The sequence below is a fragment of the Paenibacillus xylanilyticus genome, from assembly GCF_013359935.1.
Taxonomy (GTDB): Bacteria; Bacillota; Bacilli; order Paenibacillales; family Paenibacillaceae; genus Paenibacillus; species Paenibacillus xylanilyticus.
In genome coordinates this window covers 729,909-743,285 of sequence record NZ_JABMCB010000202.1, presented here as the reverse complement: position 1 = coordinate 743,285, position 13,377 = coordinate 729,909, and the positions used below count along the sequence as shown (strand labels likewise).

The window sequence follows — 13,377 nt, the reverse complement described above, 5'->3', positions numbered from 1 at the left end:
GTATTGAAGTCATTTGAAGCCTCAGTAGCAAGAGTCACCATTTTTATAGCTGGATCGATTGAAAAATAATTTAGAAATTGAATTTTGATAGAGAGTAGGGATAGTGTAATGTCGATGATAAAAAGTCAGAAAAACAGATATTGGATTGGTGTTGTATCGGCTTCTCATGTGAATGCAGCAATAGAGGGTGGGTTCGCTCAGATGTGTCACGGCAAGTCAGCCCCCTTACGTCAAATGGCACCAAATGATTGGCTGATATATTATTCTCCACGTTCAGACATGTCAAAAGGGCAGCCACTTCAAGCGTTTACCGCGATTGGTCAGGTTATGGATGACAGAATTTACAAACATCAGTCGTCTGAATCATTTGTACCCTTCCGTCGTGATATCCGTTATTTTCCATGTCGAGAAGTCAAGATTGCATCTTTGTTAAACCAACTCACCTTTACCCGCGAGAATCGGAATTGGGGATTTATATTTCGTCGAGGTCATTTTGAAATTGGAGCTGAGGACTTTAAGACGATCGCTGCCTCAATGCTAGTTGAGGAGTGTCTGGAAGATAAACTTCTCCCAAAAGAGTCCTGCAATCAGACAATGCCGCTGCGATAAAACTCTCGAGAATTTTGTCTTGATACAGAAAAGTCAGGTGAAAACTCCAATGACTACGAAGTGACCTACATCATGTCATTGGAGTTTCTCCCTGCGGACTAAATTCCAATGACAACTGGCTCACGAACCTTTAAGTAATCAAATAAACAGCCATGATCTGGAATTCCAACGGATGCAGGCCGTATGATTTGCTTGAATAGATTTACCGATTTGAAAAAAGTATTTACCTTGATGTACCTCTATTTCAGCTCCCTTTCAGACTGACTTGGATAAATTTCCAGTGACAAAAAGATTGTCAAAATAAAAAAAGTATGATAATTTAATGTCTGTAACCGGTTACACACAGAGGAGAACAATCTTATGACAACAATCAAAGATGTAGCTAGACTGGCTGGCGTATCGGTAGCCACCGTATCAAGGGTCATTAATGACAGGGGTTATGTTCATGCGGATACCCGCAAGAAAGTAGAAGATGCCGTGAAGGCGCTTAACTTCTCCCCCAATGAAGTGGCCCGCTCATTATATAAACGTAAGTCCAAACTGATTGGTCTGCTGCTGCCGGATATTGCAAACCCTTACTTCCCGCAGTTAGCCCGCGGCGTAGAGGATCGGATGCAGGAGCAGGAGTTCAGACTGATTTTCGGAAATAGTGATGAGGATGAACGGAAGGAGCAGGACTACATCCAGACGTTTATCCAAAATAACGTGGTGGGTGTGATCTCTTCAACGAACTACCCTCATTCTTCAATATATGAGAACCTGAAGATTCCGGTTGTATTTCTGGACAGGACTTCGCTGGATAGTCCTTCCGTATATGCGGACGGTAGAGAGGGCGGACGACTGGCTGCCAGAGAGATCATCAAACGTGGAAGCCGGCGGATTACGGTTATGCAGGGACCTTCACATATCCGGCCAGCGCAGGATCGTTTCGAAGGAGCCATCGAAATCATCCGGGACGCCGGTTTGGATTACAGCGTAATCCAGACGACCTCTTTTTCTTTTAACGAAGCAGGGTTATGGGCAGAAGAATTATTCAGCAAATACTCAGACACCGACGGGATCATTGCCAGCAATGATATCGCGGCCATGGCGGTACTGCATGAGGCAGCGCGAATCGGACGAAAGGTCCCCGATGACGTGCAGGTGATTGGCTTTGACGATATTCCGATGAGCAGCTTGTTATCGCCGGGATTATCCACCATCCGTCAACCGGCATATGAGATGGGAAGAGAAGCAGCGGGATTACTTATCGGGCTTGTGGAACAAGCTCCAATTGAGAATAAAAACATACAGCTGCCTGTCGGGTTTATCGAACGAGGCACAACGAGAAAGGTGAATTCAAATGGCTAAAATATGCGTAATCGGCAGCAGTTCCATGGATTTGGTCGTTACTTCTTCAAGACGCCCGGGGGCGGGTGAAACCGTCCTTGGCGATAGTTTCAAAACCGTTCCAGGCGGCAAGGGAGCCAATCAGGCCGTTGCCGCAGCAAGGCTGGGTGGCGAGGTAACCATGATCGGCCGGGTAGGTGACGACGCTTTTGGCACAGACATTTTAAATAATTTCAAAGCAAATGGAGTAAATACGCAAAATGTGAAACCGGTTACACATTTGGAGAGTGGAACAGCTCATATCATATTGGCGGAAGGTGATAATAGTATTGTATTCGTTGAGGCGGCTAATCGCGAAGTCACTCCCGCATATGTTGATCAAGCGGCAGAGGTGATTCGCAGTGCCGATATCGTACTGATTCAGCAGGAAATTCCGGAAGAAACCGTGGTTCATGTTAGCGCAATGTGCGCTGAGTTCGGAACACCTCTACTGCTTAACCCGGCTCCGGCCAGAACATTACCGCAGGAAGTCATTGACAATGCTGCATATATCACGCCGAACGAGCATGAAGCTGCGATTTTGTTTCAAGGCATGAGTCCTGCAGAAGCATTGCGCCAATATCCAAACAAGCTGTTTATAACGGAAGGCAGTAATGGTGTACGTTATTTTGATGGAGCACAGGAGATCGTTGTACCTACTTATAAGGTGGAGGCAGTGGATACTACCGGGGCAGGGGACACGTTCAATGCCGCATTTGCGGTCGCTCTGGCCGAAGGGAAGCCTCTCCAGGAGAGCATACGGTTCGCCAATCGTGCTGCATCGTTGTCTGTGACCAAGTTCGGAGCACAGGGCGGCATGCCGACGAGAGATGAAGTGGAGGAGAGTTTGTCATGAAAAGAAACGGCATGCTGAATAGTCACATTTCCAAGGTGCTGTCTGATTTGGGTCATACGGACATGATTGCCATCGCGGATGCTGGCCTTCCCGTTCCTGAAGGAGTAGTCAAAATCGATGTGGCTCTGAAATTGGGAGCACCAACTTTTCAGGAAGTTGTGGAACTGATTGCAGATGATATGGTCATTGAGAGAGTGATTGTGGCAGAAGAGATCAAGGAAGGAAATCCCGAGGCGATGCATTATATTACGGATAAATTCGGTGAGGATGCCGTAGATGCTTCCATCAGCCACGAACAATTCAAAGCACTAACCCGGCAGGTGAAGGCGGTCATTCGCACAGGTGAAGCTACGCCTTACGCCAATTGCATTTTACAATCGGGTGTCCATTTCGGTTAAAAGGGGGTTGCATTATGCACATTCAGATGCAAAACATTCATAAAGCATTTGGCACCAATCAGGTGCTGAGCGGAGTGGATTTCGAACTGAAGGAAGGCGAGGTTCATGCCCTGATGGGTGAGAACGGAGCCGGTAAATCCACGCTGATGAACATTTTGATCGGACTTCATCAGCGTGATCAGGGAACCATCTCCATTGACGGACAGGAAACCTATTTCGGCAGTCCGAAGGAAGCAGAGAAACAGGGCATTGCTTTCATCCATCAGGAGCTGAACGTATGGCCCGAAATGACGGTGCTGGATAATCTCTTTATCGGCAAGGAATTGACATCGTCCTTCGGACTGCTAAATACGAGGCAAATGAAAGCGCTCGCTTCAGAGCAATTCGCCAAGCTGTCCGTACAAGTTCCGCTTGAACGTCCAGCAGGAGAATGCTCTGTCGGACAGCAGCAAATGATTGAAATTGCCAAGGCGCTGATGACCAATGCCAAGGTTATTATTATGGACGAACCAACCGCTGCACTTACGGAACGCGAGATTCAAAAGCTGTTTGGCGTCATTACTTCGCTCAAGAAGAACGGGGTATCCATCGTATATATTTCTCACCGAATGGAGGAGATCTTCACCATTTGCGACCGGATTACGGTGATGCGGGACGGCAGAACGGTGGATACGCAACCGATTCCGCAGACAAGCTTTGATGATGTGGTGCGGAAAATGGTTGGTCGTGAGCTTACAGAGCGATATCCGGCCCGGAATCCTTCATATGGTGAAGTGGTTCTGGAAGTTCGGAACGCAAGCAGTAAAGGGTTGTTTCGGGATATCAGCTTCACCGTGAGAGCGGGGGAAGTTCTCGGTTTCTCGGGTCTGATGGGCTCGGGAAGGACAGAAATCATGAGAGCGATCTTTGGTTTGGATGCGATGGACAGTGGCGAGGTCATCATCCGTGGGAAAAAGGCAAACATTCGCAAGCCGGCAGACGCGGTCAGACATGGCATCGGGTTTATTACGGAAGACCGCAAGGATGAAGGCCTGGTCCTTGACTTCTCCATTCGCGAGAACATGGCGCTGCCGAATCTGTTTAGCTTCTCAAGCAAAGGATTTATCTCGGCTTCGAAAGAACAAGATTTCGTCGATACTCTGATTAAGCGTCTTCAGATCAAGACACAATCCTCGGAAACGGCGGCCCGGAATTTATCAGGGGGCAACCAGCAGAAGGTGGTTATCGCCAAATGGGTTGGGATCGGTCCGAGCGTGCTTATCCTGGATGAGCCAACGCGCGGAGTGGATGTCGGAGCGAAGCGCGAAATTTATCAGTTGATGAATGAACTGACAGACCGAGGCGTTGCGATCATTATGGTATCTTCAGAGCTCCCCGAAGTGCTCGGCATGAGCGACCGAATTGCGGTTGTGCATGAGGGGCGCATCACTGGCGAGCTGGCTAGAGAAGAAGCAACGCAGGAAAACATTATGACATTGGCCACAGGGGGACAGTGAAATGACAACAATACAGGAAAACAAAACTGCCAAAAACGGCTTCCGCTTATCAAACGTGACACAAAAATTGGGGCCACTGCTCGGTTTGATTATTCTTATTCTTATCGTATCGATATTAAATCCAAGCTTCCTGGAACCGCTTAACATTTTGAATCTACTGCGTCAGGTCTCGATTAATGCGTTGATTGCCTTCGGCATGACGTTTGTTATCTTGACGGGTGGTATCGATTTGTCAGTCGGCTCCATTCTCGCACTATCCAGTGCCTTTGTAGCCAATATGATGTTATCCGGGCTTGATCCGATCTTGTCCATCATTATTGGAGTAGCGCTCGGCGGTGTTATGGGTATGGTAAACGGATTGATGATTACCAAAGGAGGAATGGCGCCGTTTATCGCCACATTGGCGACGATGACGATCTTCAGGGGTTTAACGCTTGTATATACAAATGGGAACCCAATTACAGGTCTGGGAGACAGCCTGCTGTTCCAACTGTTTGGACGTGGTTATCTGCTTGGCATTCCGGTACCTGCCATAACGATGCTGATTACCTTCGTGATTTTGTGGACCATTCTGCATAAAACGGCCTTTGGCCGCAAAACGTATGCCATCGGCGGCAATGAAAAAGCCTCCATTATCTCGGGTATCAAAGTAACGCGTGTGAAAATCATGATCTACTCCCTGGCAGGCATGCTCGCAGCCCTGGCAGGTGCGATTTTGACATCTCGCCTGAATTCAGCGCAACCAACGGCGGGTACGTCCTATGAGCTTGATGCCATAGCGGCTGTCGTATTGGGTGGTACAAGCCTCTCGGGAGGACGCGGACGAATCGTCGGCACATTGATCGGTGTTTTGATTATCGGTGTGCTGAATAATGGATTGAACCTGCTCGGAGTGAACTCTTTTTATCAAATGGTTGTGAAAGGCGTCGTAATTGCCATTGCTGTCCTGCTGGACCGCAAGAAAACGGCTTAAGGAGAGAAGCGAATATGAAAAAATGGACTTTAACGCTCGTAAGCATGCTGATGATTATCGTTCTGGCTGGGTGCTCTTTGGAGCCACCGGGTTGGGCTAAGCCTGACTCCGCTGGAAGCAATGGACAGAAGAAAATCGGACTGTCGATTTCTACACTTAACAATCCATTCTTCGTTTCATTGAAGGACGGGGTAGTTGCCGAAGCGAAAAAACAGGGAATTCAGGTTATTGTGGTGGATGCTCAGAACGACTCGGCCAAACAGACGAATGATGTGGATGATCTGATTCAACAGGGAGTCGATGCGCTCCTGATCAACCCTGCGGACTCCGCAGCGATCTCCACGGCGGTACAATCCGCGAACAGTGTGGACATCCCTGTAATTACGCTGGATCGCTCTGCAGATAAAGGTGAGGTAGCGGCCTTGGTCGCATCCGATAATGTTAAGGGTGGACGAATGGCGGCGGAATACTTCGTTGAACAGCTCGGCGAAGGCGCGAAAGTGATTGAACTTGAGGGTGTGCCGGGAGCTTCTGCAACGAGAGAACGGGGACAAGGTTTCCATGAAGTGGCCGACCAGAAACTTAACGTGGTTGCCAAACAGTCTGCCGATTTCGATCGATCCAAAGGCTTGAATGTGATGGAGAACCTGCTCCAGGGCAACCCTGATGCGCAAGCGGTATTTGCTCATAACGACGAGATGGCACTTGGCGCGATCGAGGCGATCCAAAGCTCCGGCAAAGACATTCCGGTCATTGGATTTGACGGGAATGATGATGCAATCAAATCCATTCAGGACGGCAAGTTGACCGCCACGGTTGCTCAGCAGCCGGTGCTGATTGGCCAGCTGGCAGTGCAAGCTGCTCTCGATGTACTGGGTGGTAAGCAGGTGGAAAAATCCATTCCGGCTGAATTGAAGCTGGTGACCAAGGAAAACGCAAACAACTAACATTCAAGATATCCCGTTTTGGCAAGCGCCAGAACGGGATTTTTTATGCTTGGTTTCAATCGGTGATACCGCCGAATTCCACTTGTTCGGAAGACGGAATAGAATGTTAAATGACATCAAGTTCTTGTCCCGTGTTGATGGACTAAGAACTTGATGTCATTCTCATGTAGAACTCTATTATATATTTATCGAATACCTAAAAGCAGCCTTTGAACAATTGCATTTTGCACTCATTTGCTTGCTTTTTCGTATATCTCATCTGAAACAGGTTCCAACCATTCTGGCGTACCTGCCGTGATGGCAATGTGTTCGAACCAGCTATCTTTTGCTGCCCCATGCCAGTGTTTGACACCATCATGAGTGACAACAACATCGCCAGCTGTTAGGAATTGGGCAGGTTTCCCCTCCTCCTGATACCAGCCTTCTCCGCCAGTAACCAATAATAGTTGAAATCCATCTCGATGGATATGCCAGTTATTTCGGCATCCTGGTTCAAAGGTCACATTCCCAACACCGACATTCACTTTGGGATCAGCGACCAGTGTTTTGAGATAACTTTGGCCCACAAAGTATTGTGCGTATGCTTCGTTTTTCTCTCCAATAGGAAAAATAGTTCCATTTTTGACTGCTTCGTGCTTTGTCATTTTTTGATTCCCTCCATTGGTTTTACTTCATTATCTAGTTATAATCGTTCTCGGTAATAACTTCATTAATGCAGGCTAGTGCATTTAGCGTTCTTGGAAAGCCCATATAAGGAAGACATTGAGTTATCGCAGCAATTAATAGCTCTTTATCATTGCCAACATTTTTGTTTCCCTGTACATGTGCCCTAACTTGACTTTCCGTACCACCCAATGCACTGATTATGCAAAGTGTAAGCAGTTCCCGTGTTTTCAGATCAATTTCACTGCGCGTATAGAAATCCCCGAAGCAAAAAGCGGACAGATAGTCCTGTATGTGTCTTTGATTTGACGGTGAACTTTCACGTATTTTTACAATCACATCACCGAAAATTTCCTCCTGTACCTCAAGTCCTTTACCTAAACGATGCTCTTCATTGACAGTTTTCTTGCTTTCAAGCGGCAATGAAATACCTTTGGATTTGAACACTTCATTCATTTCTGAAATAGCATTCAACGTCTTGGGGAACCCAATGTAAGGTGCGCACTGGTAAACGGCTTCTTTTATTTCACTCGGTGTAAGCCCAATGTTCAGAGCTGCGCTAATATGTGCCTTGAACTGAGGCATAGTCTGATTGGTGACATGTACGGCCAAGGTTATTAGTTCACGTTGCTTATCGTCTAAGGGTCCTTGATTATACACCTCACCATAGACAAATCTGCTTAAAATATCATGAAAATCAGGATCTGTGAGATGCAGACCTGTTTCGTCGTTACCAAATAGCTGCTGGAACTTTTCCTGGGACTTGCTGGCTCGATCCATAGTTCGCCTCCTTAATCCTTATCATTGTCCAAGGTTAATATACCAAGGATGATTTGCGTATGGATGCGATATCGCACATCTGTGTATAATATAGGTCGCAATTAAAATTACGACAATAATCAAATGACCAGGAATCGTGCCATTTGGCACATTTTGATGAAATCGTGTCATAAAACTTGAGGGAAGTTAGGTGTAATTCGAATGGATGTTAAGGATAGAAGAGTCTTGAGGTCCCAAGAAGCAATAAAAAAGGCTTTGATCCAGCTGATGACCGAGAAGGATTTTGATCATATAACGATCCAAGACATATCGGATCAAGCCAATGTTGGCCGGAGAACGATATATCATCATTACATGGATAAATTTGATTTGCTCGATAAGCTTATAGAAGAACATATCCATGAGCTAAGAGCGTTGTGTGAATCAGCATCTGAATTGTCATTTGCTGAGGGTAATTTGATCTGGTTTGAATACTTTGAAAAGAACTATACGTTTTTCTCAACGTTGTTGACGAAAAAAGGAGCACCCGTATTTCGGGGTCATTTTCTGAAATTTGTTATGGAGGAGTTGGAAGGAGAAGTAGATGTAACCAAAGGCATAAATCAAGGATTAAGCAAAGAATTGCTCCTTAGGTTCTTTGCGGCAGCTATCGTTGAAATCATAGAAGCCTGGTTCACAAGTGAATTACACGAGCCCACGCATGTCGTAGCAGAGCAGGTAGGATCTTTGTTAGATCGGAACCTGACCATTATCTAATCCTTGAATGAAGATTTAGAACATCGATAAATTCGAAAAAAAAGGATATTAGTTCTTATACGGGTAGTACATCAAAATTGATGTTGACCTAGAGTTAGATCGAAGTGGTACGGTAAAAATACTTACTACTCTATAAAGGAAAGTTGAAGGGAGAAACATAATGAGCAAAGATATCTTTGAGAGAGATCGTTCAGGAGAAATCATTTCAATCAGTGACCCTGAGTTTTATAAAATTGCCGAAGCTATTGAACGTGCACAAAAGCTAATTGCAGAATTAAATACGGGGTACCATAACACCAATAAAGTTAGGGATTTATTTAGCCAGTTAACGGGAGAACAAGTGGATGAAACGTTTGAACTGCTGCCACCGTTCTACACCGATTATGGTCAAAACATCCGAGTGGGAAAAGAAGTATTTATCAACCAGGGCTGCACGTTTATGGATCGAGGTGGCATAACCATTGAAGATCATGTGTTGATTGCTCCCAAAGTCAATCTTGTCACCATTAATCATCCAATCTCACCATCCCAAAGGAGATCCACCGTTTCAACTCCCATCGTCATCAAAAAAAGAGCCTGGATTGGCATTGCAGCAACCATTATGCCGGGTGTAACCGTCGGTGAGAATTCCATTGTATCCGCAGGGGCCGTAGTCACAAAAGATGTGCCTGACAACACGATTGTGGCTGGTATACCGGCAAAAGTGATAAAAACCATAGAGGAATAACCGATAGGGTTGGCATTTTTCAAAAAAGAATCACCCATTCAAAGTCGCTAAACTAGCGACTTTTTTTGTTTAATGCACTCACGGCAGCGCTTCTCGTCATCGTTTCCAATAAAATGGCCAAACGCCATCTTAACAAGAATTGAATTTTCGGAAACGAATAACCTGTTGCTAAATGGATAATCTGTTGTACAATATTCCGCGAATAGGTTTGTTAAATTCAAGGGTAAAGTCTGGATTTCAGGAGAGGTTGATGAAGTTTGATAAGACGACTTCAGTTGAAACGTGGAAAACTTAGCCGATGGCTTCACGGTATCTCTTTCAAACAAAGAGTTCGTTTGTCATTCATGGTTATGATAACGCTTGCAATTGGAGCGGTAGGCATGACAAGCTATTGGATTGCATCGAAGGAGCTTCAAAAGAATGCATTTGAATCCAGCCAAGAGACCGTGAACAAAACGACCCAGATTCTGGACGATAAACTGTCTGGAATCTCCAATTCCGTTCGTTCCCTTATGTTCAGTTACGCATTTAAGGATATGATGCTGGATGTGCAGAGTAATGACATCTCCAATTATTATGTGCATTTGTCCGAGCTTCAATATGTATTTTCGCAGGTGTCTTTCAACGAACCTTTGATCGAAAGCATTCTCATTGCCACGCCGATTGGGGACTTTTATCCAATGTCGCAGCGCCGTTCCCAGACACAATCCTTTTATGAATCCAGCATGTATTACGACGTAAAAGAGAACTATGGGGGAGTCTGGATCAAGGGGCACACCGACAAGTTTTTTACCGGGAACAGTCGTACGCTGTCCTTTGTGACGAACGGAACGCTAGATAACGTTTCGAATACCAACGTATTTATTGTGGTGAACGTGAATGAAAGCGGGCTAATCGGCACCGTTAACAAACATTCTTCAAATGATGACAGCGACTACTTTGTCATTGATTTGAAAGGGGAGGAAGTGATCCGAACCGCATGGTCCTCCAGCCACAATCTTATGAAAGATAAGCTGCTATTAAATAATGTTTCCGAAGATACACAAGATTCTTTTTTTCATCATTTTGACGAAACCGATTATCTGGTGAACTACACCAGATCGGCCATCGTTAACCATTGGAGCCTGTTCGGTATACAGCAGAAGGATAAGCTGCTTGAGCAAATGAACGGGGTCAAACGAACTACCATTTTAATTATGCTTTTCTTTCTCCTTCTTACCTGGCTTCTATCCACGAAGTTGACCGCGATACTGCTGAATCCGTTATATAAATTGCAGCGGCTTATGCGGGAGGTCGAAGACAACCGTCTGAATGTACGCTTTGCAAGTCGTTCTACCGACGAAGTTGCACAGGTGGGATATCAGTTTAACCGGATGCTGGATGAAATCAATCGGCTCATCGATGATGTAAGACTGAGCGAATCCGGAAAAAGAAAAGCAGAAATGCGAGCGTTAACCGCACAGATGGAACCGCACTTTTTGTACAACACGCTAAACACCATCTATTGCAAATCGGTATTAGGAGAAAACGATGAGGTCAATGAAATGATTTTATCCTTGTCTTCAATGTTTCAAATCGGACTGAGCGGGGGCAAAGACTGGAACACACTGGAGGATGAGATTCAACATGTGAAACAGTACTGCCTGATCCAACAAAAATGTTATGAAGGACGGTTTGAGTTTAACGTTACCGTAACGGATGATTCGTTGCTAACCTGCCTTTTACCAAAAATATTACTACAGCCAATTGTGGAAAACAGTATTCAGCATGGATTTAAGGACATGAACTCAGGAGGTAGGATCGACCTGATAATCACCAGGCAGGTCCATGTGCTTCACTTGTGTTTTGAGGATAATGGGATCGGCATGGATGTTGAAAAAGTGACGGAGGGGATGCGACAACCGCCAGTCTCGAAGAAAGGGTATGCCTTGAATAATATTGTAAATCGGCTCAACCTCTTTTACGGCGAAGAAGCCGGAATCGAACTGACCAGCCTTCCTGGCAAAGGATCAAGAACGGAAATATGGATACCGATTAGCGAAGGGGAGGTTGTAGCATGACAAAGGATGGGCCAATGATTAAATTATGCATCATTGATGACATTCGAAGCGTGGTTGATATGATTGCCAAGAAGCCGCCATGGAACGAACATCATATAGAGGTTGTTGGTATGGCGCTGGATGGGGAGGAGGGGCTTCGCCTGGTCAAGGAAAAGAAACCAGAAATTGTCCTCACGGACATCCGCATGCCTAAAAAGGATGGGCTAGCCATGACTCAAGAAATTCTTGAAAATTCTCCCTCAACGAAAATTGTGATTCTGAGCGCGTATACGGATTTTTCTTTTACAAGACAGGCCATTCGTTTAGGTGCATTTGATTTCGTTAAAAAACCCTTTTCCATTGACGAGGTCATACAAATTGTATTAAAGGCAAAGGCGGCTTATCTAGAAGAATGGCAGGAGCAGAGAGAAGTCATGGAACTGAAGCAGAATATGATCAAGAGCTTGCCGGTTTTGCAGCAGGAATACTTGTCACTGGTGATCCATCATCGCACAAATCCGACTACTGCATATCTAAGATGGCAAACACTTGGAATTCAGCTTGATTCCAAGGATTTCAGTCTCTTTATCGTGGAACTGGATCGCTTCATGGACAAATATAAACAGCAGCCTGCACGAGAAGTAGAACTAATCCGTTTCAGCCTCCGAAATATTCTGGAGGAAACGATAAGCAGTTTCACCCGTGGCGTCGTTTTTAGTGAAGCATTAAATCGGTTTGTCTGCCTGATTCATTGCAAGGATATGAAGATGGCCGAACAAATTTCAGAAGCATGTCGAATGAATATGTACCAATTTACGCATTCAACCATTTCAATCGGGATTGGTAGGTGTGTTCCATCTATAGATGAATTACCTGACTCGTATCAACAGGCTATGAATGCACTCGAGTATCATTTCTATACCGATGGTGTAAACAATTATGTGCGTACTACGGAGAATGAGAAAACTCTCCTGAACTACACGGCTTCAACAGAACAAGAGCTGCTGTTCGCCTTACGCGCCGGGCATCACGAAAAGTGTCAGCTGATTCTGGAGCAAATCTTCAATGAGATGTTGCAGCGTGATCCACTGCCCAAACCTCAGCAGGTCGAGCATTTAAGTTATGAGCTGTCATCCAAGATCTGTAGGGTTATGTCGGAGCAATTCCCTCAAGAACGGGTGAAAAGACTGGAAGAACAATGGAATGCAGTGAAGCGTTCAGGACTTGTTTCGTTCCAGATGTTGAGGGATGCGGTGAAGGAAATATGCCTTGAAGCTTGTTCATGGATTGAACAGGAGCGCACAGACGAATCGACGAGATTGATATATCAGGCAAAAGATTATATCTGTACACATTTGCATACCAACTTGACCTTAGATGTTTGCGCTAAGCAGTTCAATATTAGTCCTGGCTATTTCTCGAATCTTTTTAAAAAAGTACTGAACATATCCTTTCAGCAATTCGTGATTCACCAGCGGATGGAACAAGCCAAAGAGATGCTGATCGATGATTATCAGGTACAGGAGATTGCTCAAAGGCTTGGGTACGAGCATCGACGCTACTTCAGCGAAATTTTTAAGAAGCATACCAACATGACACCATCCGAGTTCAAGTTGTACAGTACCGGAAAAGTTAGTACACATACGGATCTGCTGGACTAAGAATCATTATACAGATAAGCCTTGTTTCCGAGCTTTGTTTGGATGCAGGGCTTTTTTTGAAGGAAGCATTTTCATTGAATACCTGCCCTCGATGTGTGGTTACC

Annotated in this window: 13 protein-coding genes; 11 read left to right on the top strand and 2 right to left on the bottom strand. The window is 45.3% G+C overall.

The features are described 5' to 3' along the window. Positions 1 to 108: 108 nt before the first annotated feature. The 7 genes from HP552_RS29825 to rbsB all read left to right on the top strand — a co-directional run bounded on the left by HP552_RS29825 (position 109) and on the right by rbsB (position 6,647). The gene (locus HP552_RS29825; protein WP_175398970.1) at positions 109 to 609 is read left to right on the top strand and encodes an EVE domain-containing protein; all 501 of its coding nucleotides are present in this window, start codon (positions 109 to 111) and stop codon (positions 607 to 609) included. Positions 610 to 969: 360 nt separating this feature from the next. Next, a complete protein-coding gene (locus tag HP552_RS29820; RefSeq protein ID WP_175398969.1) occupies positions 970 to 1,959 on the top strand; it encodes a LacI family DNA-binding transcriptional regulator in 990 nt (329 codons plus the stop codon). After that, on the top strand, positions 1,952 to 2,833 hold the full coding sequence (gene rbsK / locus HP552_RS29815) for a ribokinase (RefSeq protein WP_175398968.1): 882 nt from the start codon (positions 1,952 to 1,954) through the stop codon (positions 2,831 to 2,833). Before HP552_RS29820 ends, rbsK begins: the two co-directional genes overlap by 8 nt. Beyond that, positions 2,830 to 3,231: a D-ribose pyranase gene (gene rbsD / locus HP552_RS29810; RefSeq protein ID WP_175398967.1), complete on the top strand. Its 402-nt coding sequence runs from the start codon at positions 2,830 to 2,832 to the stop codon at positions 3,229 to 3,231. Before rbsK ends, rbsD begins: the two co-directional genes overlap by 4 nt. 14 nt (positions 3,232 to 3,245) lie before the next feature. Further along, a complete protein-coding gene (locus HP552_RS29805) occupies positions 3,246 to 4,727 on the top strand; it encodes a sugar ABC transporter ATP-binding protein (RefSeq protein ID WP_175398966.1) in 1,482 nt (493 codons plus the stop codon). A 1-nt stretch (position 4,728) separates the two neighbouring features. Beyond that, complete coding sequence (locus HP552_RS29800) at positions 4,729 to 5,700, top strand: ABC transporter permease subunit (RefSeq protein WP_175398965.1); 972 nt, start codon at positions 4,729 to 4,731, stop codon at positions 5,698 to 5,700. A gap of 14 nt (positions 5,701 to 5,714) precedes the next feature. Next, the gene (gene rbsB, locus HP552_RS29795) at positions 5,715 to 6,647 is read left to right on the top strand and encodes a ribose ABC transporter substrate-binding protein RbsB (RefSeq protein WP_175398964.1); all 933 of its coding nucleotides are present in this window, start codon (positions 5,715 to 5,717) and stop codon (positions 6,645 to 6,647) included. Between the two features lie 230 nt (positions 6,648 to 6,877). Here the strand turns inward: rbsB and HP552_RS29790 are convergent, their stop codons facing one another. Continuing rightward, positions 6,878 to 7,291 (bottom strand): cupin domain-containing protein, encoded by a 414-nt coding sequence (locus HP552_RS29790; RefSeq protein WP_175398963.1) that lies wholly within the window; start codon positions 7,289 to 7,291, stop codon positions 6,878 to 6,880. Between the two features lie 34 nt (positions 7,292 to 7,325). Beyond that, positions 7,326 to 8,090, bottom strand: a complete 765-nt coding sequence (locus HP552_RS29785; protein ID WP_175398962.1) for a carboxymuconolactone decarboxylase family protein — start codon at positions 8,088 to 8,090, stop codon at positions 7,326 to 7,328. A 201-nt stretch (positions 8,091 to 8,291) separates the two neighbouring features. Between HP552_RS29785 and HP552_RS29780 the strand changes: the two genes are divergently transcribed. The 4 genes from HP552_RS29780 to HP552_RS29765 all read left to right on the top strand — a co-directional run bounded on the left by HP552_RS29780 (position 8,292) and on the right by HP552_RS29765 (position 13,273). Further along, positions 8,292 to 8,846, top strand: coding sequence for a TetR/AcrR family transcriptional regulator (locus HP552_RS29780; RefSeq protein ID WP_175398961.1), 555 nt, complete (start codon positions 8,292 to 8,294; stop codon positions 8,844 to 8,846). A 160-nt stretch (positions 8,847 to 9,006) separates the two neighbouring features. Beyond that, a complete protein-coding gene (locus HP552_RS29775) occupies positions 9,007 to 9,573 on the top strand; it encodes a sugar O-acetyltransferase (protein WP_175398960.1) in 567 nt (188 codons plus the stop codon). 380 nt (positions 9,574 to 9,953) lie between these two features. Continuing rightward, a complete protein-coding gene (locus HP552_RS29770) occupies positions 9,954 to 11,633 on the top strand; it encodes a sensor histidine kinase (protein ID WP_246311111.1) in 1,680 nt (559 codons plus the stop codon). After that, positions 11,630 to 13,273, top strand: a complete 1,644-nt coding sequence (locus HP552_RS29765) for a response regulator transcription factor (RefSeq protein ID WP_175398958.1) — start codon at positions 11,630 to 11,632, stop codon at positions 13,271 to 13,273. The genes HP552_RS29770 and HP552_RS29765 overlap by 4 nt, the downstream gene beginning before the upstream one ends. The last annotated feature ends 104 nt before the right edge of the window (positions 13,274 to 13,377 follow it).